Consider the following 23,911-nt stretch of genomic DNA (forward strand, 5'->3'; position numbering starts at 1 on the left):
ACAGCGACGCGTGCGTCAGACGGCTGCCTCTCCGTCACGGCCGGCGCGACGGCGCTGGTACGCCACGACGGCCGCGCCGAGCCCCAGCGCGAGCACCGCGGCGCCCCCGAGCAGACCGACGCCCTGGGCTCCGGTGAGCGCCAGACCGCCGTCGGCGTCGTCGTCCGGAACGCCGCCGGACGCGGAGCCGGCGCCGTCGTCGTCCGCGTCGCCGCCGGAACCGTCGCCGTCACCGGAGCCGGGGGCCGACGGGTCGTCCGAGGGGCCGCCGTCGGAGCCGCCCGTGCCGCCGTCGCCCGGCTCACCGGGGGCGTTCAGCACGATCCACGCGACGTCGTTCGACGGGTCGGAGTCGAAGGGGTTGTCCCAGTCGGGAAGGGCCACCCGGCCCCTGGCGCCCTCCACGACCTCGTCGACGCGCAACTCGAACGGGAAGGTCAGCCGGGCGTCCTCCAGCAGCGGGGTCGCCACCGAACAGCGGTGGCCGGGCACGCTGCCGTCGACGGTTACGGCGCGGCACTCCTTGGGCGCCGTGGTGACGGTCGACCCCTCGGGCGCGACCACCGTGAAGGAGAACGGCTCCCCGCCGGAGCGCAGCGCGCTGATCCAGGCCGGCCCGTTGTTGGCGAACCCGATCTCCGCCGTGACCGTGTCCCCGGCCTCGCCGGACGCGGCGGCGCCGGTGAGCTCCAGGTCGTAGGTGTTGGTCGTGGGCAGGTCCAGCTCGGCGTACTTGGTGTACCGCGCCGGGTCGGCGTCCCCGGCCCGCTGCAGCGTCAGGTCGGGGCCGCTGCCCTGCCGGCGGCCCTCGCCCCGGTGCAGCGTCGTGGCCTCGCCCGGCTCCAGGGGCCGGAACGAGTAGGAGAAGATGTCGTGCAGCGCGAAGTCCGCCGTCTTCACCCGCACCGGGCCGGCCAGGGAGTACGCCGCTCCCGCCTCGAGGGCGTCGGGGAAGGTGCAGAGGACCTCGGTGTGCTGCCGCAGCAGCGGGCCGGTGTCCACCACGGTCGAGGAGCAGTTGCCGAAGTCGTCCGGGAAGGACAGTCCACGCGAGCCGTACAGCCGCAGCACCGCGCCCTCGGACGGCAGACCGCCGACGTTCATCACGCCCAGCGGCGGCTCGAAGGTCTCGCCGGCCTTCAGGTTCTCGGGCAGGGAGAGTTCGCGGTTCAGCAGCTCAGGTCCGCCGACGCGTACGTCGACGGTGAGCGGCGTGAACTCCAGGCCCTCGCCCTCGCCGGTGACGACGATCTTCCCGGTGTCGCCGGCCTCGCTGTCGTCGGCGAGGTCGAGCCGGATGCCGCCGATCCGGTTGTAGGTCGTGCCCGCGTACAGGTCGTAGCCCGTGCACACCGCGACCAGGCCCTCGGCGTCGCAGGGCAGGTCGGCCCGTGCGACGCCCTTCAGCCCGCGGGCGTCGATGCGGATCGTGTACTCCCCGCGGTGCACCGCCGGGACCTCGCCGTCGCCCTCGAACTCCTCGCCCGGGACGTCGATCCGCAGGTCGACCTGCGGCTCCGTGGGGTCGCCGTTGTCCGAGTGGAGGGACAGGTCCACCCGGTCCTCGCCCGTGATCACCACCGGGAGGGGCGCTTCGGCCGCGTGGGCCGCGCCCTGGACCCCGGCCGCGGCCAGCGCCGTCGCGCCCACCGCTCCCAGCGCCGCGAGCCGCGCGCGCAGCCGTCTCGCCTGCTGTGTCATGAAAGGCTCTTTCGTCGAACGGGACGTGCCCGGCTGGGTCACGTCCCGTTCGACACCGCCCGGAGTCGATCAGTTGTGCACGGATGCGTCACGCACCGATCACGATCCGGCGCCGCGCCCGGAGATGCCGGACATGCCCGCCGACTTCGGTCGCCCGCCCCGCCGTTCACGCCTTCGGGGCCACCTTGCTCAGGCCGTTGATGATGCGGTCCATCGCGTCACCGCCCGTGGGGTCGGTCAGGTTGGCGAGGAGTTTCAGCGTGAACTTCATCAGCATCGGGTGCGTCAGGCCGCGCTGGGCGGCGATCTGCATGATCTTCGGGTTGCCGATGAGCTTCACGAAGGCGCGGCCGAGCGTGTAGTAGCCGCCGTAGGTGTCCTTCAGGACGCGCGGGTAGCGCTGGAGGGCGATCTCCCGCTGGGCCGGGGTGGACCGCGCGTGCGCCTGGACGATGACGTCGGCGGCGAGCTGCCCGGACTCCATGGCGTAGGCGATGCCCTCGCCGTTGAACGGGTTCACCAGGCCGCCCGCGTCGCCGACGAGCAGCAGACCGCGCGTGTAGTGCGGCTGGCGGTTGAAGGCCATGGGGAGCGCGGCGCCGCGGATCGGGCCGGTCATGTTGTCCGGGGTGTAGCCCCAGTCCTCCGGCATGGACGCGCACCAGGCCTTGAGGACCTCGCGCCAGTCCAGCTCCTTGAAGGAGTCGGAGGTGTTGAGGACGCCCAGGCCGACGTTGGAGGTGCCGTCACCCATGCCGAAGATCCAGCCGTAGCCGGGCAGCAGCCGGTCCTGCGGGCCGCGCCGGTCCCACAGCTCCAGCCAGGACTCCAGGTAGTCGTCGTCGTGGCGGGGCGAGGTGAAGTACGTCCGCACGGCCACGCCCATCGGGCGGTCCTCGCGCCGGTGCAGGCCCATCGCGAGGGACAGCCGCGTGGAGTTGCCGTCGGCCGCGACCACCAGCGGGGCGTGGAAGGTGACCTCCCGCTTGTCCTCGCCGAGCTTGGCCTTCACGCCCGTGATGCGGCCGGTGCGGTCGTCGATGATCGGCGCACCCACGTTGCACCGCTCGTAGAGCCGGGCGCCCGCCTTCTGCGCCTGCCGGGCGAGCTGCTCGTCGAAGTCGTCGCGCTTGCGCACGAGCCCGTAGTCGGGGAAGGAGGCGAGATCCGGCCAGTCGAGCTGCAGGCGGACGCCGCCGCCGATGATGCGCAGGCCCTTGTTGCGCAGCCAGCCGGCCTCCTCGGAGATGTCGATGCCCATCGACACCAGCTGCTTCACGGCGCGCGGGGTGAGGCCGTCGCCGCAGACCTTCTCGCGCGGGAACTCGGTCTTCTCCAGCAGGAGCACGTCGAGGCCGGACCGGGCCAGGTGGTAGGCGGTGGTGGAGCCGGCTGGCCCCGCGCCCACGACGATCACATCTGCGGTGTTGTCGGAGAGGGGCTCGGTCACGGCGGGATCTCCCCAGAGTTCGAAATCTTCGTGCCGACCGGCACTGGACACAGGCAGTCTATTCAGCGGACGTGATCACCCGGCTGAAGGGCTGCCCCGTGAACCGAGCACTCCCCGCTGTACGGCTGCGGGTTCCCACCGACGAGGACGCCGTCACCTGGCACCGCATCTTCGCCCACCCCGATGTCATGGAGTTCCACGGCGGCCGCCCGGCGGAGCTGTCGGTCTACGAGGAACTCACCGCCCGCCAGCGGCGGCACGACGCCGAGCTGGGCTTCTGCCTGTGGAGCATCCTCGACGAGAACGGGCAGGTCATCGGCTTCACCGGCGCCCAGCCCTGGGACCGCGAGTGGGGCCCCACGGGGGAGATCGAGATCGGCTGGCGGCTCGCCCGCGAGCACTGGGGCAAGGGCTACGTCACGGCGGCGGCCCTGGAGACGCTGGACCGGGTGCGGGCGGCGGGACGGACGAGCGTGGTGGCGGTGGTGAAGGCGGACAACGCCCGCTCGATCGCGGTGACGCGGCGGCTGGGCATGCGTCTCGGTGAGACGTTCACGACGCCCGTGTCGAAGGCCGAGGCCCACGTCTACCGCCTCGGCCTCTGACGAGCCCCCCCCGCAACGGCTACTCAGCGTAGCAATTTGTCACGGATCATCACGCAGTGCTTCCGTCGGACGCTCCCCCGGCCTACCCTGCCGGTACCGCTGGGGGTGACGTCCATGCGTATGACACCCGAGGGACACGGGACCGGCGACGTGCGCGTGCCGCGCCTGGTCGGGCTGATGGCCGTCGACGCGCGCGAGTCGGCCCGCGCGCGGGGCCTGGTCCTCGACGCGCCCGGCCGGCCGGACTTCCCGCACGCCGTCGTGGACTACGTGGTCCGGCAGTACCCGCAGCCCGGCACGCCCGTGCCCCGCCACTCCGTGGTGCACGTGTGGCTGGACTTCGCAGAGGGCGAGGGCGGCGGAGGGGTGCGCGAGCCACGCGGCCCGCTGCCGCCGCCGGGCGGACTGCGGCGCGAACTGGAGGAACCGGGCGCGGGCACGGCGCCCCTGGTGGTGCTCGGCTCCCCTTGAGCCGTGCCGCCGCTCAGCTCTCCTTGAAGCCCCGGTGCAGGGCCACCACTCCGCCGGTGAGGTTGCGCCAGGCCACCTTGGACCAGCCGGCGCCCTTCAGCCGCTCGGCCAGGGCGGGCTGGTCGGGCCAGGCGCGGATGGACTCGGCGAGGTAGACGTACGCGTCCGGGTTGGACGAGACCGCGCGGGCGACCGGCGGCAGCGCGCGCATCAGGTACTCGGTGTACACCGTGCGGAACGGCGTCCACGTCGGGTGCGAGAACTCGCAGATGACGATGCGTCCGCCGGGCCGGGTCACCCGGTGCATCTCGCGCAGCGCCGCGTCGGTGTCCTGCACGTTGCGCAGGCCGAAGGAGATGGTGACGGCGTCGAACACGTCGTCCTTGAACGGCAGCCGGGTGGCGTCGCCCGCCGTGTACGGCAGCCAGGTGTTGGTCCGCTTGCCGACCCGGAGCATGCCCTGGGAGAAGTCGCAGGGCACGACGTACGCGCCGGTGCGGGCGAAGGGCAGCGAGGAGGTGCCGGTGCCGGCCGCCAGGTCCAGGACCTTCTGCGCGGGCCGCGCGTCGACCGCCTTCGCGACCTCCTTGCGCCAGCGCCGGTCCTGTCCGAGGGACAGCACGTCGTTGGTCAGGTCGTACCGTTCCGCGACGTCGTCGAACATCGAGGCGACTTCATGCGGCTGCTTGTCCAGGGATGCGCGGGTCACGGGCCCATTCTTGCAGCCCGCCCACCCGGCGCGGGCGTCGGCTCGTCCCGGGCCGTACGGCCGGCTCTGCGTACCCTGTGAGTTCAGCCCGGGACCACACGAACCCGGCCGTCCGCCGAGAATCCCCGGAATTCGGGTGTGCGCCCTCGGAAGACGCACAGAATCCTGTGTCATGATCACCCCCCTCCGACGCCGTCCCGAGAACGGAACGAACCCGATGCGCGGTCCGCACTCCTCCGCTGCCGGGTTCGCCCTCCTCACCGCCCTGGTCCTGGCCGCCGCGGGCTGCTCCGCCGGGGACGACGCGGCGGACGCGAACCCGGAATCCTCCGCCCCGGTCGCGTACGCGCCCTACGTCAACGCCTCCACCGCCTCCGGCACCGACACGGCGGGCTCCCCCACGGCGTACAACCTGGCGTTCGTCATCGCCTCCGACGACGGCTGCGTCCCGGCCTGGGACGGTGTCCAGGACGTCGACGACGCCCACGTGACGTCCCGGATCGCGGCGCTCACCCGGACCGGCGCCGACGTGCGGGTCTCCTTCGGCGGCGCCCACGGCGACGAACTGGCGGCCGTCTGCGACACCGCCGAGGAGCTGGCCGAGGCGTACGGCGCGGCGCTGGACGCGGCCGGCGCGACCCGGGCCGACTTCGACATCGAGGGCGACGAGCTCACCGACCCCGCCTCCGTGGACCGGCGTTCGGAGGCGATATCCCTGCTCCAGGAGGAACGCGACGGCTTGGAGGTGACGTTCACCCTCCCGGTCATGCCGTCCGGGCTCGACGAGGAGAGCCTGGCGCTGCTGGAGTCGGCGAACGACCACGACGTCGAGGTCGCCACCGTCAACCTCATGACGATGAACTACGCCGAGTCCTACGACGGCGACATGGGTGAGTACGCGCTCGCCGCCGCCCGGTCGGCGAACGCCCAGCTCCGGGACGTCTTCGGGCTGTCCGAGGCCGAGGCCTGGCGGGGCATGGCGCTCACCCCGATGCTCGGCGTCAACGACGTGGAGAACGAGACGTTCACACTCGAGGACGCGGCGCAGGTGCGGGCCTTCGCCGAGGACCACGGCGTCGCGTGGGTGTCGGTCTGGTCGGCGTTCCGGGACCGTCCCTGTGACGGGGACGGCGCGGACGACCCGCTGGCCGACTGCAGCGGGGTGGAGCAGGAGGCCGGCGAGTTCGGGGACACGCTGGCGGGGTGAGCACCGCCGGCCGTGCGGTCAGCGGCGGCGGTGGACCAGGCGGCCGCCGACCACGGTGGCCACGCAGGTGGCCGCGCCCTGCCGGACCAGTGCGTCGCGGTCCGGCACGTCGAACACCGCGAACCGGGCGGGGCTCCCGGCGGTGAGGGCCGGCAGCAGCACGAGCGGCACCGGGGAGAGCGACGGGGGCCCGGGCAGCCCGGGCGGGCGGCCCCCGAACACGAGCCCGGCCCTGCGGACGGCGTCCAGGGCCTCCCGTCCGCGGATCTCCCCGGCGACCGCGACCGTCCCGTGCGCCAGCAGGCGCTGCACCCCGCGGCGGGCGCTGGCGCCCCGCGCGGTGGGTGAGGAGGCGAGGAGGGCCCGCGCCCGCAACCCGAACAGCGGCTCGGTGCCGAGCCGGTCCGCCTCGCGCGGGTCGGGGTGGTAGGCCTGCTCCAGCAGTTCCGGACCGTACGGGTTGAGCAGTCCGGGCGTGAGGATGCCGGGCCACCGCCGCACCCGGGCGTCCGGGTGCGCGGCGGCCAGTTCCTCGTACGGGCCGACGGCCGCGACATGCGCGCCCTCGACCAGGACGGCGGCCTCGGGCGAGGCCTCGGCGACGTGAAGGGTCAGCACAGGCTGGTCAGTTGGCCGGCAGGAGCTTCAGCTCCGGGTGGGCCGTGCCCCCCTCGATGGCGGTGGACGAGATGTGCGAGACCACACGGTCGTCGACCGGGTCGTTCGCCGGGTCGTCGTGCACCACCAGGTGCTCGTACGTCGTGGAGCGCTGCGCCGGGACCCGGCCCGCCTTGCGGATCAGGTCGATGATCTCCAGCCGGTTGGAGCGGTGCTTGGCGCCGGCCGAGGAGACCACGTTCTCCTCCAGCATGATCGAGCCGAGGTCGTCCGCGCCGTAGTGCAGGGAGAGCTGGCCGACCTCCTTGCCGGTGGTCAGCCACGAGCCCTGGATGTGCGCCACGTTGTCCAGGAAGATCCGGGCGATGGCGATCATCCGCAGGTACTCGAAGAGGGTGGCCTGCGTGCGGCCCTTCAGGTGGTTGTTCTCCGGCTGGTACGTGTACGGGATGAACGCCCGGAAGCCGCCCGTGCGGTCCTGCACGTCGCGGATCATCCGCAGGTGCTCGATCCGCTCGGCGTTGGTCTCGCCGGTGCCCATCAGCATGGTGGAGGTGGACTCCACGCCCAGGTTGTGGGCGATCTCCATGATCTCCAGCCAGCGCTCGCCGGACTCCTTGAGCGGGGCGATCGCCTTGCGCGGGCGCTCCGGGAGCAGTTCGGCGCCGGCGCCGGCGAAGGAGTCGAGACCGGCCGCGTGGATCCGCCGGATCGCCTCCTCGACGCTCACCTTGGAGATCCGCGCCATGTGCTCGACCTCGCTCGCCCCCAGGCTGTGGATGACGAGCTGCGGGAACTCCTTCTTGATGGCGGCGAAGTGCTTCTCGTAGTACTCGACGCCGTAGTCCGGGTGGTGGCCGCCCTGGAACATGATCTGCGTGCCGCCCAGCTCGACGGTCTCCGCGCAGCGGCGCAGGATGTCGTCGAGGTCGCGGGTCCAGCCCTTCGCCGTGTCCTTGGGGGCCGCGTAGAACGCGCAGAACCTGCACGCCGTGACACACACGTTCGTGTAGTTGATGTTCCGCTCGATGATGTACGTGGCGATGTGCTCGGTGCCCGCGTACCGGCGGCGGCGGGCCGCGTCGGCGGCGGCGCCCAGCGCGTGCAGCGGGGCGTCGCGGTAGAGGACCAGGGCCTCTTCGGGGGTGATCCGCCCACCCGCGGCGGCACGGTCGAGGACGGGCTGAAGGTCGGCCTTCTCGGTCACCGGTGTCCCTTTCGCAGGGGTGTGGACGGACGGAATCAGCGTACGTCAGCCGGTTGCGCCCGTTGACGTCAGGCCGTGTACGCGCCGATCAGCAGCCCCGCGAAGGCCCCGCTGATCAGGAACGGGCCGAACGGTATGGACGTCTTGCGGCCCGCCTTGCGGGCGACGACGAGCGCGCCTCCGTACAGCGCCCCGCACAGGAACCCGGCGAGGGTGCCGAGCAGCACGGTGGGCCAGCCGTACCAGCCGAGGACCGTGCCCGCGCCGAGCGCCAGCTTCACATCGCCGAAGCCCATGCCGGCCGGGTTGATCAGGAACAGCACGAAGTAGCCGGCGCCGAGCGCGAGCGCGCCGAGCAGGGCGGTCGTCCACTCCCCCGCGTGCTCGGGGACCAGCGAGGTCAGGCCCAGCAGCGCCAGCGCCGTCGCGGCGAAGGGCAGGGTGAGCGGGTCGGGCAGCCGCTGCACCCGGAAGTCGACCATGGCGAGCAGCACACCCGTGGGCGCCAGCAGCAGCCACACCGCCAGCTCCGGGCGGGTCCCGGTCGCGGCGGCGAGCGCCGCGCACACCAGCGCGGTGACCGTCACGGGAACGGCGGCGCCCGATCCGTACCGGGTCCCTCCGCACGCCCGGCAGCGGGCCGGGCCGAGCCAGCCGGTGAGCGGGTGCCCCTGCGGGCACGCCGTGCGCCACTCCTCCCCGCCCGGCACGGCGAACCGGTGGGCGGCGCGGGGCAGCAGCGCGCCGGCCGCAGCGCCCCACAGCGCGGCGACGGCGACCAGCGCGTACTCCAGGCCGTCGGTCATCCCCTACGGCCGCTCAGCCGGCCGCCGCGACCGCGTCGCGCCACGTCGGCAGCAGTTCGTCGAGCAGCGCCTCGGTGCGTGGCGGCAGCCCGCGCGCCCCGCTGCGGGTCACCAGGTCGGACGCGAGGGCGGTGAGCCGCTCCGGGTCGTCCAGGGCGTGGGTGGCGCGCAGCAGTTCGTTCCACAGCCGCTCGTCGGCGGGGGCGGTGCGCAGCGCGGCGTTCAGCGCCTCGATGGCCTTCTCCGCGCGGTTCTTCTCCATGTGGAACTCGGCGAGCGCGAGCCCGGTGTCCGCGACGAGGAGCGGGAGCTGCGCGTCGACGATCTCGTGGGTCAGCCAGCGGTAGCGGCCCTCGGGACGGTCGGCGAGGAGCGGGCCGCGCACCAGCACCAGCGCGTCGGTGAGCAGCCGCCCGCGCACCGCCCGGCTGTCGACGCCCTTGCCCTGCGTCGCCTCGTGGTACAGCGAGCGCAGCACGTCCAGGTCGGACACCACCGACTTGGCGAGGGTCAGCCGGCCGGCGTCGTCGGTGCGCAGCCGCGGAGTGCCGTCGGGGTCGGTGCCGAGCCAGTCCCGCAGCCGGTCCAGGAGCGCCTCGCGCACGTCGTCGGTGACGCCGCGCGGCCACAGCGCGGAGGACAGCACCCGGGGGTGCACGCCCTCGCGGTGCAGGAGCAGCAGCGCCAGCGCCTCGTGCAGCAGCGCGCTCCGCTCGCCGTCCGGCGTCTCAAGACCGATGATCTCGTACGACCCGACCAGGCGCGCGTACACGGCGGGCCGGCCCTGCTCGCTGATGTCGACGAGGAACGGCGGGGTGGTGCCCGGACCGTCGGGGCCGTGCTCCGGGTCGGCATCGGTGAACAGCTCGACGACCGCGCGCTGTTGGGCGGCTGGCAGGAGCTGCGCGTCGAGTTCCAGGCCGAGCAGCGGGGCGAGCAGCCTGCCCTCGGCGGTGATCTCCATCTCCCAGGCGGCGCCCGGCAGATCGCCGCTGCCGGTGCCGACGAGGTAGCCGATGCCCAGGCGGCCGGCGTCGGCGGCGAGTTCGGCGAGCGTCATCGCGTCCTCGGGGGACGGCTCGGCGGCCAGCAGCACCAGGTGCGGAGCCCAACGGGTGTGCCGGGCCGGACCGGTGCGTCCGGTCAGCACCGAGTCGTGGCCGGCGGCGCCGAGCGCGCCGCGCCGCTGCCGGGTCTCCGCCTCCATCGTCTCGATCAGCGCCTCGATGCCGTCGAGGTGACGCAGCCGGCTGGGGGCGAGGGCGGTGAGGTCCTCGCCGAACCCGACGAGGGTGATGGTCATGCGGTCCGACCAGCCGTTGGTGGCCAGTTCGGCGGCGACGGACGCGAACACGGCCGCCCGGTCCTCCTCACGGCCGCTCAGCGACACGATGCCGGGCACCGACTCCAGGTTGAGCAGCAGCCGGGAGTCGTCCATCGTGCCGAGGCTGACCAGGCCGGGGTAGGGCGCGGCCGTGTCGACGTCCTCGTACGCCTCGGCGTCGGCGCGGGCCAGCATCCAGAACGTATGGTCCTGCCCGAGCTGCCACGGGGACGGCGGCTTGCCGGACGGCTGGGCGAGCTGGAGGTGGAGGTCGCCGTTGCTCATCCAGGCCGCGTAGACCGTGGGCAACGGACGGGACTCGGCGGCCAGCGACGCGGCGAGCCCGCGCAGCGACCGGTCCAGCAGCCGTACCCCCTCGGGGTCGGCGCCGACCAGCAGCGCGTCCTGCACGTCGAGTGCGTCGCCGGTGGGCGTGGGCGGCTCCATGCCGCGCCGGCCGCCGATGCCGGCGAACGCCGACTGCCACAGCGCCTGGCGGCGACGGTGGCCGAGCGCCCCTAGCAGACCGGCTGCCAGGAGCGGGGCGGTCAGCAGGGCCTCGGGCAGCCCGAAGGAGGAGGAGTCCTGGGCGGGCGTGGCGACCTGGTCCGGCGCGGGGCGCCGGAGGTCGGCGTGGCCGGTCTCGGGGGCGGGACGCTGCCGGGGCAGGTCGACGTGGGCGGCGCCGCCGCCGCTGCCGCTGTCCTGTGCCTGGTCGCCGCCCTGTGCCTGGTCGCCGCCGCCGGACGCGCCGTCGCCGGTCCTGGCGTAGTCGCTGATCTGCTGCCGCACCTCGGGCGACACCTCGGGGGCGTCGTCCGGCATCTCGACGAGGTCGCCGCCGCGCGCGTCGCCAGGCATCTCCATGATCCAGCCGGGCCGGATCAGACTGGCCTCGGACAGCCGCGAACCGTCCGGCTGCACACGGTCCTTGTTGAGCTCGAAGATCTCCTTGTAGCGGCGGCCGTCGCCGAGATGGCGCTCGGCGATCTCCCACAGGGAGTCGTGGTGACGCCCCTCCGGCGGCTGGATCCGGTAGAACTTCGTGTCGCCCTGCTTCTTGGCCGCGGCGGGCGTCGCCTCGGTGTGCGAGGCCTGCTCGGCGACCGCGGCGGCGGCGCCCGCGGCCTGTTCCTGCTGCTGGGCGAAGAGACCCGGCGTCTGCTGGGCGGCGGCCACGGTGGGCCGCTGGTTGTCGTCGTAGGTCTGGCCGAGCTGCGCGAGCGACGGCGTGAAGCTCGCGGCGGTCGCGCCGACCAGCAGCAGCGCGGCGACGAGCTGCCGGGCCAGCAGCTGGCTGGGCCCGGCGCCGGGGACCCGCCCCGGCACCCCGACGCCCGACAGCGCGGCTTTCATCTCCACCAGCACACAGGCGGTGAACTGCGCCCAGGCGAGCCAGACGACGAACGTGAGGATGCCGAGGAACGTCGAGACGGAGATGTCCTGCCTGAGCCACTCCATCGGCTCGAACGTCTCCGGGAACGGCCAGCCCGCCGTCATCGCCAGCGCCGCCGGCACCCCGACGAGCAGCACCGCCAGCGCCACGAACGCGAGGAACGCCTTCACGAAGTCCCCGAACGTCCGCTGCCGCACCCGCACCGGCTGCGGCGTGCGGTTCCTCGGAGCCGTCGAGCTGGACGGGCTGGGACTGCGGCGTCGCGGCATGGCGGGTGTCCTGGGTGTGGGAGGAAGGGGTCATCGGGACTACGGGGATCTTATTGACTCGAATGGCCGCAGTCGAAGGGGTACGGACCGTCTCCGCGCCGGAGATCTCCCGGGAGGGCACGGGCGGCGCCCGGGGCGGCCTTCCCGGCGGTACGTTCGAGACCGGGTCGGTCGAGGACGCCGTCAGGTCCTCGGGGGAGCCGGACGGGCCGAGGATCGTGGAGTATCCGGCTGGACGTCCGGCCCCGGCTGAGCCGTACCCTGCTGAAGGTGAGGGTCGGCCACCGGCTACCGAGGGGGAATTCACGTGGGTGAGGGAAAGAGCGATCTCGCGCTTCCGTTGTCCGATCTGGAGGACTACGGGCGCCGGCTGCGGTCGGTGAAGAAGCGGATGAACCACACCAAGAAGCTCTTCGACTCGTACAAGGACGACATCGGCGACGGCAGCGTCAACGACGCCCTTTCCGACTTCGAGTCGAACTGGGAGGACGGGCGCGAGGACATCACGCAGCAGCTCGACGCGCTCGCCGACATGTCCGACGCGGTGGTCCGTGAATTCAACAAGCTCGAGAACGAACTCACCAAGCAGGTCAACGAGAAGATGACGGTGGAGGACAAGCGGGAGAAGAAATGAGCCCGGCCCCGGCCCGCGAACGGACCGGGGCCGGGTACGGCTTTTCAGACCATCGTGGTGCGCACGGCGTCCGCGTGGCTCACCGAACCGCCGAGACCGGCGGAGACGCTGAGGGGACCCGCTTCGACGCACACACCCACGCCGACCGAACCGTGGCCGAGGACGACGGCCGCGCCGGCGTCGACGCCGGCGGAGACGGACTGGCCGCCGGAGACGTGGTCCAGGTCCGCGTCGGAGAGTTCGGCGGTTTCCACTCGGGGGACGAGGTTCATGGGGGCGTGTTTCCCTTCGTATCGGACAGTGCGTCGCGAGAATGTCCGCCGAGTTCCGTCGGGGAATGCGGAATTGTCTGCCGCGGCGGACCGCGACCGCGGCACCGATCAAAGCACGCGAGGATGCGGCCGACCAGGGGCGTCCGGGCGGCAGCGCGTGCCGGAGCGTCGCGCACGTCACAGATGTGACGGAAAGGCCGTAAGGAGACCGCAGCTTCTTCACGTCCGCCCTCCGCACATGGCCCTTCACGGGAATCGCGAAGCCGAAAGGGCGGCGTGCAGACCGGAATTCGTACCCGCCGTGAGAAGCCGAGGTGAACCCTGTGCCGATTTTCTGGTTTCTTCGGTCAGGGCCGTCCAAGGTCGCGGCCTCAGAGCTTCAGCGTCCACGCGATGCCGTCCACGACGCCTTCGAGGGGTTCGTCGAGGACCGGTTCGGCAGCCGGTCTCCGAGCGGGACACGGGCGACCTGCGCCCCGTCCCGGTCCTGCGGACGCACCTCGCCCCAGGCTCCTGGACAGCCGGGTCCGTCGCGTCCGGCGTCCACGGCCGCGTCGACGAACACCGCGCGGGCGATGCCGCCGTCCCCGACCGGGATCCGCCGGGTGCGGCCGCGTTCGCGCAGCACGAGCGCGCCGTCCTCCACGGACCGCCGTGAGCCGTGCCACCGTTCGAGCCCGAATCCGCGTTCCCGGACCGGCGGGAGAGCGGCTCGTCGTCCGACCCGGCGTCAGCCGACCTCGTTCTCCGCGATCGCCTGCCCCCGCACCACCACGTCGCCCCCGTAGAACATCCCCGTGAAGACGGGCGAGTACGTGAGCTGGACCTCGACCTCGACCGCGTCGACCGTCGCCGTCACGCAGTGGGTGGCGGCGATGTCCGGGCCGGACATGTCCATCTCGCGGGCGAAGGCCTTCACCCGGGCGTCGCAGTTCTCGAAGTTGATGGGTGCGGGGCCGCCCTCGTTGTCGTAGAGGGCCTCGCGGTCGATGTCCTGGGCGGCGAAGCGGGCCGCCTGTTCCGCGATGTCCGCCGCGCGCTCCCGCTTGGAGATCGACATGCCGCCGTCGATGACGAACGCCGCCAGGGAGAGGAAGACCAGCGCGAAGATGATGACCGCGCCGGCGCCCGAGCCGCGGTCGTCCAGCCGTGTACGGCGGTCCGACAGCCACCTCCGCACACGCGCGCGCCTCGCCTTCACGCCGTCCTCCGGTACGGGTCGAGCGGCGAGCTGAAGCTCGCGGTGAGCGTCGTCGGGATGTCCAGGCCCAGCATGGCGAGGCCCCGCACCTCGCAGCTCACCTGGACGCTGAACAGGGTGTCCGGCTCGAAGCCCTGACTGGTCTGGACGACGGTCACCGGGCCCGAGCAGACGTCCTCCAGGTTGGCCTCCGCCGCGGCCCGCGCCTCGGCCATGGCCGTCGCGTGGTCCTTCTGGATCGACCCCGCACGCGCCGCGTCCCGCGCCGCGCCGTCCAACGCCCCGCGCCCGTCGACCAGTTGCCCGAAGGCCACCAGGACGAGGATGAACAGGATCATCACCGGCGCCAGGATGACGACCTCGACGGTGGACAGTCCCCGGTCGCCCAGGTCCTGCCGGACCACGCGCGGAAGAGAACGGCGCATCAGTTCTCCCCCTCCTGCACGAACCGCTCCACCGGCCCCATCGACTGTGCGTGCACCGTCAGGTCCAGGCCCGGGAACACCGTCGGGATGCGGGCGGTGATCTCCACGCCCACCGTGTTCGGCTCCGGCTGGACCGTCCTCACGTCCGGGGCGATGACCAACTGCGGTCCCAGTTGCCGGATGTAGCTGTCCACCACGGCCTGCGCCTCGCCGCGCCAGCCGCCCGGTTCGGCGTCCGCCGTCGCCCGTGCCTTGCGCGCGCCCGCCTGCGCCGCCGCCTGGGCCACGTGATCGGCGAAGAAGTACAGCGCGAACTGCACCGTCGCGAAGATCATGAAGAACAGGACGGGCGTGAGGAAGACGAACTCGATCGCGGTCATGCCGGAATCGCCGCGGGCGGAGGCGGCCTCCACCCGTCGGCGTACCCAGCTGCGTACGCGCACCGTCATCCCCGTCGACGTCGAGAAGGTATGTGCGGTCAGCAGGTCTTGCCCGCGTCCGCGCCCTTGATGCAGTCGCCGACCTTGTTGGCGCCCTCGCTGAGCGCGGCGTTGATGATCGCGGCGACGACGCCGACGATCGCCACGACCACGGCCGAGATGATGACCCACTCGACCGCGGAGGCGCCGCGGTCCAGTTCGCCGGAGCGCGCCCGCTCGACGCGCGCCCGCATGAAGGTGACCAGGAAGTCGACGGCGGGGATGCCGGTGTGGAAGGTACGTCCGTTCATGACGCGTTGTCCTCTCGAATTCGGTTCACGGAAGTTCTGACGTACGGCGCGCGGTCCGCGGTTCGCGGCTCACTGGTCCGGTATCTCACACCTGGAACACCCGCATCGCCGCCGGGAAGATCAGGAACACCAGGAACCCCGCGCACAGCAGCAGCTGCGCCACGAGCATCGACTGGGACTTCTCACCCGCGCTGCCCTCGATCTCGGCCAGTTCGCGGTGCCGCATCGTCTCGGCGCGCGAGGCGAGGGACTCCCGTACCTTCGCGCCGTCGTCCGCGACGAGGGCCAGCGAGGCGGAGAGGTCCTTCAGCTCCTCCACACCCAGCTCCTCCCCGAGCTGCCCGAGCGCCTGCCACTGGCTGATGCCGGTGATCCGGGCGTCGGCGAGGGCGTTGCGGATCCGCTGCGTCGCCCAGCCGTCGGACACCTCGGCCGCCGCCATCAGCGCCTCGGGCAGGCCCCGGCCGCCGGCCAGGCTCATCGACACCAGGTCCAGGTACGCGCCGATCACCCGGCGCAGGTCGCGTCGCTTCTCGGCGGCGTCCCGGCGCACCTCCAGGTCGGGCAGCACGAAGAACAGCACCGCGCACAGGAGCGCCAGCCACACCGGAATGACCGGGCTGCTGCCGAAGCCGAGCTGCCAGACGATGGCGAACAGGAACGGCCCGAAGAACAGACCCGCCACCGCCAGCAGCACCTTCGTCGCCAGGAACTTCTCCCAGCTGCGCTCCAGGACGGCCAGGTCGGCGCGCAGCGACCGCTGCTCCCAACCCTGCTGCCGGTAGATCTCGGCGACCTTCTCGCCCACCTGGGCACGGAGCGAGGCGAAGCGGCCGGACTCGTGGTCCGTGGGCCGCGCCGACTCGTACGCCGTGCCGCGGGCCCGCATCGCGTCGATCCGGGCGACCTGGGAGAGGGCGCTGCGCCTGGTGGGCATCAGCGCGCGGACCAGGACGTAGACGCCCAGTCCGACGACCGCGCCGACGACCACCGGCATCGTCAGTCCGTCACTCACCGGCGTACCCCCTCTTCCGGCTGGAACGGCGACGCCTGCGCGGGTCCGGCGCCCGGGGTGCGGGGGCGCACCAGACGCACCGAGGAGTCGTCACGCACCAGGAAGCGCTCGGGCGTCTCGATGGTGGACAGCTTGCGCAGCCACCAGAAGCCCAGCGCGAACAGCCCGCACACGCAGGCGAGGACGACCTGGCCGACGGCCGTGCCGTACGGCTCGACGAAGTCGCGGTTGAAGATGGACAGGCCGAGCACGAACGCGATCGACACGGCGACCACGATCTGCACCGAACGGCGCGTGGACGCGCGCTGCGCCATGACGCGCTGCCGCATGTCGACCTCCTCGCGCGCCGACTTGGCGAGCGCGCCGAGCACCTGCCGCAGACCGGGGCCGCGCAGACGGGCGTTGAGGATGAGGGCGGCGACGATGATGTCGGCGGAGGCGTCGTCGATCTCGTCGGCGAGCTGCTGGAGCGCCTCGGGCAGCGGGGTGCGGGCACGCAGCCGGTCGACGAGCGCGTCGAGGTGCGGGCGCAGCACGGGCGCGGCGGCCCGCGCGGACGCCGGGATGGCCTGCTCCAGGCCGACCGCGCCGGCGATGGTGTCGCGCAGCGACTCCGTCCACGAGGCGAGCGCCTCCACACGCCGCATCGCGGCCCGCTCCTCGGAGGCGCCGCCGAAGAGGCGGTCCCAGAAGAAGACGAGGACGGCGGAGGCGACGCCGGCGACGACCCAGCGGGTCATCAGCAGCACGGCGAGCCCGACGAGCGCGGCGAGCGAACCGCGCCGCCCGGCGAACCGGATCAGCTCGCCCGCGCGCTCGCTCGCCTTCTGCTTCTCGTGCTCAGGCTTGGCGGGCAGTCCGCGTACGGCGACGAGGAACAGGGCGAGACCGCCGCCGACGGCGACACCGCAGGCCAGCGCGTACAGCACGGTGGTGGAGAACAGTCCGCCCATCGTGCCGACCGAGCCGAGGGCCGCGAGGTCGGTGGTGGCCGGTGCCGGGGCGGTCAGCACAGCGGTGGTCATCGGATCGGTGATCATCGGATTGTTGGTCATCGGCTCACCCCCACGTTCCGCTGGGCCGGTAGCCGTGGGCCATCAGATCCTCCAGGCAGGCTATGGGGGCGTGCGGGACCACCCGGCCGTCGGGCGTCTCGGCGAACACCTCGCTGGACAGCACCCGCCCGTCGACGCCGTTGACCTCGCGCACGGAGGTCACCATGCGCTGGAGGCGGCCGCCGCTCTGGAAGCCGTTGCGCCGCTGGATGAAGACGACGAAGTTCACCGCGCCGGCGATGAGCATCTGGCTGGCCTCGATCGGCAGCCGCTCGTTGGCCTGGAGGGCGTAGGTGGAGATGCGGTTGAACACCTCGCTGGAGCTGTTGGCGTGGATCGTGGACAGCGAGCCGTCGTTGCCCTGGGACATCGCGTTCAGCATGGTCACGATCTCGTCGCCGAGGACCTCGCCGACGATGACCCGGGAGGGGTTCATACGCAGCGACCGGCGCACCAGCTCCGCCATCGAAATGGCGCCCTGCCCCTCGGAGTTGGGCAGCCGCTCCTCGAACGCCACCACGTTGGGGTGCAGATCGGGAAAGGTGTCGAGGCCCAGCTCCAGCGCGCGCTCGACGGTGATGAGGCGCTCGTGCGGCGGGATCTCGTTGGCGAGGGCGCGCAGCAGGGTCGTCTTACCGGCGTTGGTGGCGCCCGCGATCATGATGTTCTTGCGGGCGCGGACCGCACAGGCGAGGAAGTGCCCCAGCTCGGGGGTGAGGGTGCCGTTGCCGACCAGGTCGGAGATGAACACCTTGCCCATACGGGCCCGGCGGATGGACAGCGCGGGCCGGCGGGCCACGTCCATGACGGCCGACAGACGGGAACCGTCCGGCAGCCGCAGGTCGAGCTGCGGGTTGGCGGAGTCGAAGGGCCGGGACGACAGACCGGAGTAGGCGCCCAGCACCTGGATCAGCTCGATGAGCTCCTCGTCGGTCTCGGCGACCGGCTCGCCGCGCACCTCGCGCCCGTCGGCGTAGCCGACGAACACCTGGTCGCAGCCGTTGATGTCGATGTTCTCGACCTCGGGGTCGTCGAGCAGCGGCTGGAGCCGCCCCACTCCGAAGAGGGCCGCGTGCACGGCGGCCGCGTACTGCTCCTCGGTCTCCGCGTCCAGCGGCGTACGGCCCGCGTTGATCTCGGAGCGGGCGTACTCCTCGAGTATCTGGGCTATGACGGCGCGGGCGTACTGCCGCTCGTCCTCGGTGGACATCGGCGTGACGCCGTTGACCTGGTCGAGACGGCGCTGCTCCGCGATCCGGTCACCGGCCTCCTGACGGAACCGCTTGACCAGGGAGTGGTCGACAGCGGTCATCGCCCGGCTCCGTGACCCTGCGGCGGCGCGGCGTGCGCCTGCTGGGCGGCCTGGGCCTGCGCGGCCCACGCGGCGCCGTACTGCTGGTACACGTCGGCGGTGACCTTGCGGGCCGAGCGGATCAGCAGCGACTTGTCCAGCCGGCCGCGGCGGCGCCCGGCGAGCTGCTCGGCGCCGGCCGGGTCGTCGGCGAGGGTGCCGACGACGCGGGCACCGGTCTGCGCGTGCACGAGCATGTCGTTGACCTGGCCGGCCAGTTTGGCCGCGTTGCCCGGGTCGGCGACCAGGACGACGCCGATGACCGGGCTGTTCAGGGTGGCGGCGCCGCGCGACCCGCCGTGCAGCTTGCCGGCCAGCGCGGCCGCCCGGTCCCGCACGCGGGCCAGCGCCTCGGGCTCGGTACGCGAGATCAGCAGGACGAGCGAGGCGTGCGGGAACAGCTCGAGAGCCGGGGTGTCGCCGCTGATGCGGCCGCAGTCGGCGATGACGTCGGCGGGCGCGTTGGGCGAGTCGGCGAGAGAGGCGAAGGCGTGCCCGAGCGTGGGCCACAACCCGGCGAGTCCGGCGGCCTGCTCGGCGATGCCGAGCCCGACGAGCACTTCCAGTCCGCCGCTCAACGGCTGCACGTGGTCCCAGAGTTGGTCCGGCACAAGGCCGCGCCGCGCGGTGGCGGCGATGGACAGCATGCCGGTGTTGGGGTTGAGCGGGCCGCCGTGCGCGGCGGCGCTGCGGTACACGAGGTCACCGCCCGCCGGGTCGGTCTCGGCGAGCAGCACACGGCGCGGCCAGACCGCCGCGAGGGCGACGGCCGCGGTGGTGACGCCGGGGGAACCCTTGTCGGCGGCGAGGGCGATGAGGGCCATGGGTCGGGTGCCGCCTTCTAGTTGCCAGGGACGAGGACGAGCGCCACCTCGCCGTTGGTGGCGGCCTGGGTGAGCGCCGCGGCCTGCGCGTCGTCGACGAGGAGCGTCACGGGGAGGTTGGTGCTGCTGACCAGGTCGTCGCCCTTGGCGTCCTGGACGTAGTCCACGACCGCCTTGTCCACGATCACGGTGTCACCGCCGGAGGAGCCGGAGGAGCCGGCCGACCCGCCGTCGGCGTCGTCCCCCGACCCGGACCGGGAGGTCCCGCCGACGCGGTAGGCGGCCACGGTGGCACCGGACTTGAGGCCGGCGGGGTACTGCCCCTCCTTCAGGGACAGACCGACGAGGGCCTTGCCCTCGGGCACCTTGGCCTCCTCGCCGAACATCTCACCGACGGCGACCACGCCGCCGGGGATGGTGGTGACGGCCTTCAGCTTCTTCAGGGCGTCGAGCTGGGACCACTTGACGTAGTTGATGCCCGGGTCCTCGGCGACCATCACCGAGGTGGTGTTGCTGTCGTTGACCGCCTGCCCGGCCGGGATCTCCTCGGTGATCTTGACAACCTCGATGCGGTCACCCGCCTGCAGCACGAGCATGGTGGCGCCGAGCGCGCCCACCAGGATCAGCAGCACGGCCAGCGCGGCGAGGGCGGGCTTGCGCTCGCGGGGCGGAGTGGGAAGCCGCTCACCGGCCGTCGGCCCGGCCGGAGCCGCGGAACGACCCGCGCCCGCCCCCGTACGCTCCTGGATCTTCACGCAGCCGCTCCCCGTACACCCAAGATGATGTCTGCCAAGTTCCTTGTGCTTTCCGACACTTCACCCACGCCTGCTCGCGCACGGACAAGCCCGACGGGTCGGACCTACCCGCCCGACCTGGGCAAATAGCCAACGCTGTGGTGAGTGTCAAGCCATCGCACCGTATCAGCCACACATAAGCCCCTCAAGACGGAGCCCGCCTCGCCCGGCTTACTGTGCACACCGTTACTCATCTGCAATTTCACTGTTGAACAACCCAGTTGGGACCGGCTCCCCACCTGTGCGCCAGCGAACCGCCACCCCTCCCGGCCGACCACGCATGCCATACGGCCCCTTAGGCACAGCACATGAGCTCTGCACGATTCACTCACGAGGACGCGGCACGGCCATGCCATGATCGTCGCCCGGACCGGTGAGGGCGGGATGTTCGGGGACAGGGGACTCGAAGAGCCGCCTCGGAGGCCGCCCTTGCACCCGGGCTCACCTCCCGATCGGCCCCCAGTCCCGTCGCGGTCGTGGCGGTTCGACGGGCTGGGCGGGCACGGCCGGGTCACGGCCCGATCGCCCGGAGAACCACTCCCCCACCTGCAGGACCACGCCTACGAGTGAAGGACCGCCGAGCACCAGGCCGAACCCCAGCCCGAACCACCCACTGCCGTCCCCACGACTCAGCATCCCTACCCCGGAGACGACAAGGGCGACACCGCCGATCACCGGGGGCAGCAGCCAGGGCCAGGCGTCCGGCTCGGCCACCGCTTCCTCACGCCGCCCCTGACGGAAGGCCGACCACCAGAACCGGACGCTCCACCACACGAGCAGATACGCGGAGACGGCGCCGGCCCCAAGCCCCAGCCGGGCCGGCCACCCGACCCGGCTCGCGACCGCCGCGGCGGTGAGCCCGACGGCCAGGAAGACCCAGAAGAGGAAAAGCATGACGCCGACGGCCAGACGATGCCCACGGCCGCCCTGAAGCGCACGGTGCGAGATGAAGACCACGACCGCAGCGTAGACGGCACAGCTCTCCGTCGTACGTCCCGTCCAGGCACTCGGCCCCTGGCATGTCAGCCCGCCCGTCGGACAGTTCGCGTGGGTGAAACCGAGGACTGCACGGACACCGTCACCCCGCTGGAAGCGTTACGTCTCACGGGGAGCCCACTGTGAAGCGCCGCACTTTGCCCGTTGCCACCGCGTTCGCCGCCGCAGCGACCTTGCTGCTGACAGCCTGCGGAGGCGGAGGCGACCCGTCCGGCGAGAGCGACGCGATCGCCGACTCCCGTAGCGGCCAGGGCGCGAAGAAGCCGACCAAGCCGACGGAGCCCTCAGGAGCACCGGAGGAGGATACGCCGGACGGTGTGGATGTGTCCCTGCCCGCAGACATGAACCTGGTCTTCGAGTGGGACAAGCCGAAGGACGGGAACGAGGCGGCCGCTATGGAAGATGCCGGGAACCATCTCCGCGCCATCTACCGAGGAGTCGACAAGCGCACGACCAAGGATGCCGCCCAGACCGCCTACGCCACCGGCCAAGGTCTCCACAACGGGGAGGTACAGATCAACGTGCGGATCGGGGCCGGGTTGGACCGGAACCGGCACCCGCCGCCACTACGACGCCACCACGCGGTCCGCCTCGGCCGGCACCTCGGTGGAGGTCGCATTCTGCTGGTTGCCACAGGCGAGGACCTGTGGCAGGCGTCCGAGGTGTTCGCCGAAACGAAGGCCGAGCAGTGCCGATGAGCAGGTCATGGCGCACGCCACTCAGCGCGGGCATCATCGCCCTGACACACGGCGCCCGACTCCTCACACCTCAGGCATGAGCTCCTCACGATTCACCCACGCCCTGGTCAGACAGGCCCCCCTGGCGGGGCATGCCGACCTGGCGAACCGCATGCCGCACCGATACCGTCGTTGCCCTTGACTGCACTTCTGTCTCACGGGGAGCTCACTGTGAAGCGCCGCACCTTGTCCACCGCCGCCGCGTTCGCCGCCGCGACGGCTCTGCTGCTCACAGCTTGTGGAGGCGGGGACGACGGGTCCGCCGACAGCGACCAGATCGAAGGCGCCGGCCAGCGGTCCGTGCAGCCGAGCACGTCGGCGGAGCCGGCGGCGCCGGAGCAGGAGAAGCCGGACGGTGTGGACGTGTCGCTGCCCGCGGACATGAAGCTGGTCTTCGACTGGGACAAGCCCAAGGACAAGAACGAGGCCGCCGCCATGGACGACGCCGCCAACTTCTTCCGGGCCATCTACCACGGGGTCGACAAGCGCAGCGCCGAAGACGCAAGCGTCGTCGCCTACGCCACAGGCGCGGGGTTGCACTACGCACAGACTCAGGTCAAGGCCTGGATCGACGGCGGCTGGACCGCGACGGGCACCCTGCGCCACTACGACGCCACCACTCGGTCCGCCGGTAACGGCTCGTCGGTGGAGGTCGCCTTCTGCGCCGACTCCGGCAAGTTCTTCGGCAAGGAAGTGAAGACCGGCAAGGTCCTCACGACCGAGCCCAGCATCGAGGACTTCGACTACTACAGGATCATCATGGTCAAGGTCCCCACTTCCGACACGCTGTGGCAGGCGTCGAAGGTCTTCGTCGAGACCAAGGCGGCAAAGTGCCAGTAAGGAGCACCCGTCGCACGTTTGTCGGTGTCACAGCACTCACCCTGGCCTTCAGCGTCATCGCCTTCACTCAGGCTGCGTACGCCGGGAAGCCGGTGGGATCCGACAAGGGAGCCACCACCGAGGAAACCGGTGGCGGTGACGGCACCGGAATCTACGCCGCCGCCCGCATCACATACTCCGGCTCCGTCGCTGCGAACGGAAGCAAGGGGAATGTGACGTCGGCCGACGTCAACTGGACGCCGCCGCCCTGCTGGTACGCCCCGTACCTCGGCGCCAAGGACTTCAAGAAGAAGATGTCCGGGGACATCGAAAGTCAGATGAACGCCCCCGGCATGGGCGGGCACGCCGGCGCGGCACTGAGCGAGCTGAAGCGTCATTACGAGGACGAGTACGGCTGGACCGACACCCCCGGTTACAAGGACTACAACGTCGACAAGGACGGCGAGGGCATGTTCTGGGCCGCCGTCGAAAATCCCGACGAACCCGACCTGCTGAAGCGGAACTCCTGCAACGACCTCCCCTTCTGGGTCGACAACGGCGAAGCCCCGCCACCCCAGTACGAGCAGGCCATCACCCCCGAGATCCTCGCCGCGCTGGCGTACCAGCACATGCAACTGCCCGACACCGAGGTCAGCCTCGCACCGGAGCAGACCACCAAGGTCAACCTGCCCACCTGGGCATGGCTCGACAAGGCCGTGTTCGACGAGGTGCAGGCGACGGCAGCCATCAACGTGCCGGGCTTCAATCTCCAAGCCACGACGACGGCAAGGCCAGTGTCCCTGACCCTCGAGCCCGGGACCGACGACGCCGTGACCTACCCGGCCTCCGGCGAGTGCGTGATCAACAACGACGATTCGATCGGCGAGCCGTACGCAAGGGGCAAGGCAAACCGCACCCCGCCGTGCGGCATCAAGTACCTCCGCTCGTCGGGCAACGGCACCTACAACCTCCAGGCCACGATCACCTGGGACATCTCCTGGACCGGCACCGGCGGGGCGGGAGGCGACCTCCCCGACGGCACCTTCGGCAACGGGCAGGCCATCACCGTCCAGGAGATCCAATCCGTCAACCGCTGACAGCAGCCCGGTCACGGCTCCGCCCGCGCGCCGGACGGAGCCCATCTCTCGAAGGCGCCGGGGGCGCGTGCCATCATCGTGCCTCGACTCGGTGACCGTCCGGTGGCTCAGGGCGACGGATCCACGCCAATCCCGGCACTTAGGAACGCAATCGAGCACGCAGCATGCGACAGGCAAGGATCACGGGGGAATCAAGGT

25 protein-coding genes and 1 pseudogene are annotated in these 23,911 nt (G+C 71.8%); 7 read left to right on the forward strand and 19 right to left on the reverse strand.

What is annotated here, in order from left to right:
- Positions 1-15: 15 nt before the first annotated feature.
- Positions 16-1,701, reverse strand: coding sequence for a hypothetical protein (locus ELQ39_RS12910; protein ID WP_242591959.1), 1,686 nt, complete (start codon positions 1,699-1,701; stop codon positions 16-18).
- Positions 1,702-1,867: 166 nt separating this feature from the next.
- Positions 1,868-3,151 carry a geranylgeranyl reductase family protein gene (locus tag ELQ39_RS12915; protein ID WP_190005209.1) on the reverse strand — a complete coding sequence of 428 codons (1,284 nt, stop codon included), beginning with the start codon at positions 3,149-3,151 and terminating at the stop codon, positions 1,868-1,870.
- A 98-nt stretch (positions 3,152-3,249) separates the two neighbouring features.
- On the opposite strand from ELQ39_RS12915, the gene ELQ39_RS12920 reads away from it, so the two are divergent.
- The gene (locus ELQ39_RS12920) at positions 3,250-3,756 is read left to right on the forward strand and encodes a GNAT family N-acetyltransferase (RefSeq protein WP_190005210.1); all 507 of its coding nucleotides are present in this window, start codon (positions 3,250-3,252) and stop codon (positions 3,754-3,756) included.
- A 114-nt stretch (positions 3,757-3,870) separates the two neighbouring features.
- Complete coding sequence (locus ELQ39_RS12925) at positions 3,871-4,227, forward strand: PASTA domain-containing protein (protein ID WP_225643209.1); 357 nt, start codon at positions 3,871-3,873, stop codon at positions 4,225-4,227.
- Positions 4,228-4,240: 13 nt separating this feature from the next.
- Here the strand turns inward: ELQ39_RS12925 and ELQ39_RS12930 are convergent, their stop codons facing one another.
- A complete protein-coding gene (locus tag ELQ39_RS12930) occupies positions 4,241-4,936 on the reverse strand; it encodes a demethylmenaquinone methyltransferase (protein ID WP_225626912.1) in 696 nt (231 codons plus the stop codon).
- 217 nt (positions 4,937-5,153) lie between these two features.
- Between ELQ39_RS12930 and ELQ39_RS12935 the strand changes: the two genes are divergently transcribed.
- Positions 5,154-6,143: a chitinase gene (locus tag ELQ39_RS12935; protein ID WP_242595600.1), complete on the forward strand. Its 990-nt coding sequence runs from the start codon at positions 5,154-5,156 to the stop codon at positions 6,141-6,143.
- 18 nt (positions 6,144-6,161) lie between these two features.
- Here the strand turns inward: ELQ39_RS12935 and ELQ39_RS12940 are convergent, their stop codons facing one another.
- From ELQ39_RS12940 to ELQ39_RS12955, 4 genes are all read right to left on the reverse strand, one after another.
- On the reverse strand, positions 6,162-6,761 hold the full coding sequence (locus tag ELQ39_RS12940) for an imidazolonepropionase-like domain-containing protein (RefSeq protein ID WP_190005213.1): 600 nt from the start codon (positions 6,759-6,761) through the stop codon (positions 6,162-6,164).
- 7 nt (positions 6,762-6,768) lie between these two features.
- On the reverse strand, positions 6,769-7,968 hold the full coding sequence (mqnC, locus tag ELQ39_RS12945) for a cyclic dehypoxanthinyl futalosine synthase (RefSeq protein WP_190005214.1): 1,200 nt from the start codon (positions 7,966-7,968) through the stop codon (positions 6,769-6,771).
- A gap of 68 nt (positions 7,969-8,036) precedes the next feature.
- Positions 8,037-8,774 (reverse strand): prepilin peptidase, encoded by a 738-nt coding sequence (locus ELQ39_RS12950; protein ID WP_242591960.1) that lies wholly within the window; start codon positions 8,772-8,774, stop codon positions 8,037-8,039.
- Between the two features lie 13 nt (positions 8,775-8,787).
- Positions 8,788-11,763, reverse strand: a complete 2,976-nt coding sequence (locus ELQ39_RS12955) for a BTAD domain-containing putative transcriptional regulator (protein ID WP_242591961.1) — start codon at positions 11,761-11,763, stop codon at positions 8,788-8,790.
- Positions 11,764-12,070: 307 nt separating this feature from the next.
- Here ELQ39_RS12955 and ELQ39_RS12960 point away from each other — a divergent pair, with 307 nt between their 5' ends.
- Positions 12,071-12,397, forward strand: a complete 327-nt coding sequence (locus tag ELQ39_RS12960) for a hypothetical protein (RefSeq protein ID WP_225626915.1) — start codon at positions 12,071-12,073, stop codon at positions 12,395-12,397.
- A 44-nt stretch (positions 12,398-12,441) separates the two neighbouring features.
- Here ELQ39_RS12960 and ELQ39_RS12965 read toward each other — a convergent pair whose 3' ends face one another.
- The 12 genes from ELQ39_RS12965 to ELQ39_RS13020 all read right to left on the reverse strand — a co-directional run bounded on the left by ELQ39_RS12965 (position 12,442) and on the right by ELQ39_RS13020 (position 21,021).
- On the reverse strand, positions 12,442-12,669 hold the full coding sequence (locus ELQ39_RS12965) for a hypothetical protein (protein WP_242591962.1): 228 nt from the start codon (positions 12,667-12,669) through the stop codon (positions 12,442-12,444).
- A gap of 379 nt (positions 12,670-13,048) precedes the next feature.
- The gene (locus tag ELQ39_RS12970; RefSeq protein ID WP_242591963.1) at positions 13,049-13,297 is read right to left on the reverse strand and encodes a hypothetical protein; all 249 of its coding nucleotides are present in this window, start codon (positions 13,295-13,297) and stop codon (positions 13,049-13,051) included.
- Positions 13,298-13,399: 102 nt separating this feature from the next.
- Positions 13,400-13,870, reverse strand: coding sequence for a TadE/TadG family type IV pilus assembly protein (locus ELQ39_RS12975; protein ID WP_391675800.1), 471 nt, complete (start codon positions 13,868-13,870; stop codon positions 13,400-13,402).
- Entirely contained in the window at positions 13,867-14,295 is a 429-nt protein-coding gene (locus ELQ39_RS12980) for a TadE/TadG family type IV pilus assembly protein (RefSeq protein ID WP_190005220.1), read from the reverse strand. Before ELQ39_RS12980 ends, ELQ39_RS12975 begins: the two co-directional genes overlap by 4 nt.
- Positions 14,295-14,744, reverse strand: a complete 450-nt coding sequence (locus ELQ39_RS12985) for a TadE/TadG family type IV pilus assembly protein (RefSeq protein WP_190005221.1) — start codon at positions 14,742-14,744, stop codon at positions 14,295-14,297. The genes ELQ39_RS12980 and ELQ39_RS12985 overlap by 1 nt, the downstream gene beginning before the upstream one ends.
- Before the next feature lie 29 nt (positions 14,745-14,773).
- Positions 14,774-15,025 carry a hypothetical protein gene (locus ELQ39_RS12990; protein ID WP_006133157.1) on the reverse strand — a complete coding sequence of 84 codons (252 nt, stop codon included), beginning with the start codon at positions 15,023-15,025 and terminating at the stop codon, positions 14,774-14,776.
- Positions 15,026-15,110: 85 nt separating this feature from the next.
- A complete protein-coding gene (locus ELQ39_RS12995; protein WP_190005315.1) occupies positions 15,111-16,022 on the reverse strand; it encodes a type II secretion system F family protein in 912 nt (303 codons plus the stop codon).
- Between the two features lie 14 nt (positions 16,023-16,036).
- A complete protein-coding gene (locus tag ELQ39_RS13000) occupies positions 16,037-16,993 on the reverse strand; it encodes a type II secretion system F family protein (protein ID WP_037953546.1) in 957 nt (318 codons plus the stop codon).
- A 106-nt stretch (positions 16,994-17,099) separates the two neighbouring features.
- Positions 17,100-18,407 carry a CpaF family protein gene (locus ELQ39_RS13005; protein ID WP_190005222.1) on the reverse strand — a complete coding sequence of 436 codons (1,308 nt, stop codon included), beginning with the start codon at positions 18,405-18,407 and terminating at the stop codon, positions 17,100-17,102.
- Complete coding sequence (locus ELQ39_RS13010) at positions 18,404-19,270, reverse strand: hypothetical protein (RefSeq protein ID WP_225643219.1); 867 nt, start codon at positions 19,268-19,270, stop codon at positions 18,404-18,406. Before ELQ39_RS13010 ends, ELQ39_RS13005 begins: the two co-directional genes overlap by 4 nt.
- 17 nt (positions 19,271-19,287) lie before the next feature.
- Complete coding sequence (locus ELQ39_RS13015) at positions 19,288-20,025, reverse strand: hypothetical protein (protein ID WP_242591965.1); 738 nt, start codon at positions 20,023-20,025, stop codon at positions 19,288-19,290.
- A gap of 480 nt (positions 20,026-20,505) precedes the next feature.
- The gene (locus tag ELQ39_RS13020) at positions 20,506-21,021 is read right to left on the reverse strand and encodes a hypothetical protein (protein WP_242591966.1); all 516 of its coding nucleotides are present in this window, start codon (positions 21,019-21,021) and stop codon (positions 20,506-20,508) included.
- Between the two features lie 161 nt (positions 21,022-21,182).
- On the opposite strand from ELQ39_RS13020, the pseudogene ELQ39_RS13025 reads away from it, so the two are divergent.
- The 3 genes and pseudogenes from ELQ39_RS13025 to ELQ39_RS13035 all read left to right on the forward strand — a co-directional run bounded on the left by ELQ39_RS13025 (position 21,183) and on the right by ELQ39_RS13035 (position 23,713).
- A pseudogene (locus ELQ39_RS13025) lies at positions 21,183-21,758 on the forward strand (hypothetical protein).
- 210 nt (positions 21,759-21,968) lie between these two features.
- On the forward strand, positions 21,969-22,637 hold the full coding sequence (locus tag ELQ39_RS13030) for a hypothetical protein (protein WP_242591967.1): 669 nt from the start codon (positions 21,969-21,971) through the stop codon (positions 22,635-22,637).
- The gene (locus ELQ39_RS13035) at positions 22,628-23,713 is read left to right on the forward strand and encodes a hypothetical protein (protein ID WP_443334339.1); all 1,086 of its coding nucleotides are present in this window, start codon (positions 22,628-22,630) and stop codon (positions 23,711-23,713) included. The genes ELQ39_RS13030 and ELQ39_RS13035 overlap by 10 nt, the downstream gene beginning before the upstream one ends.
- The last annotated feature ends 198 nt before the right edge of the window (positions 23,714-23,911 follow it).

Origin of the sequence: Streptomyces sp. GB4-14 (assembly GCF_022696125.1) — a bacterium.
GTDB classification, from domain to species: Bacteria; Actinomycetota; Actinomycetes; order Streptomycetales; family Streptomycetaceae; genus Streptomyces; species Streptomyces werraensis.

Coding starts and splice junctions, on each gene's coding strand:
- ELQ39_RS12925 (WP_225643209.1), top strand. CDS start 3,871: ATGCGTATGACACCCGAGGGACACGGGACCGGCGACGTGCGCGTGCCG.
- ELQ39_RS12935 (WP_242595600.1), top strand. CDS start 5,154: ATGCGCGGTCCGCACTCCTCCGCTGCCGGGTTCGCCCTCCTCACCGCC.
- ELQ39_RS12990 (WP_006133157.1), bottom strand. CDS start 15,025: ATGAACGGACGTACCTTCCACACCGGCATCCCCGCCGTCGACTTCCTG.
- ELQ39_RS13010 (WP_225643219.1), bottom strand. CDS start 19,270: ATGGCCCTCATCGCCCTCGCCGCCGACAAGGGTTCCCCCGGCGTCACC.
- ELQ39_RS12910 (WP_242591959.1), bottom strand. CDS start 1,701: ATGACACAGCAGGCGAGACGGCTGCGCGCGCGGCTCGCGGCGCTGGGA.
- ELQ39_RS12950 (WP_242591960.1), bottom strand. CDS start 8,774: ATGACCGACGGCCTGGAGTACGCGCTGGTCGCCGTCGCCGCGCTGTGG.
- ELQ39_RS12985 (WP_190005221.1), bottom strand. CDS start 14,744: ATGACGGTGCGCGTACGCAGCTGGGTACGCCGACGGGTGGAGGCCGCC.
- ELQ39_RS12955 (WP_242591961.1), bottom strand. CDS start 11,763: ATGCCGCGACGCCGCAGTCCCAGCCCGTCCAGCTCGACGGCTCCGAGG.
- ELQ39_RS12980 (WP_190005220.1), bottom strand. CDS start 14,295: ATGCGCCGTTCTCTTCCGCGCGTGGTCCGGCAGGACCTGGGCGACCGG.
- ELQ39_RS12965 (WP_242591962.1), bottom strand. CDS start 12,669: ATGAACCTCGTCCCCCGAGTGGAAACCGCCGAACTCTCCGACGCGGAC.
- ELQ39_RS12995 (WP_190005315.1), bottom strand. CDS start 16,022: ATGCCGGTGGTCGTCGGCGCGGTCGTCGGACTGGGCGTCTACGTCCTG.
- ELQ39_RS13005 (WP_190005222.1), bottom strand. CDS start 18,407: ATGACCGCTGTCGACCACTCCCTGGTCAAGCGGTTCCGTCAGGAGGCC.
- ELQ39_RS13000 (WP_037953546.1), bottom strand. CDS start 16,993: ATGGGCGGACTGTTCTCCACCACCGTGCTGTACGCGCTGGCCTGCGGT.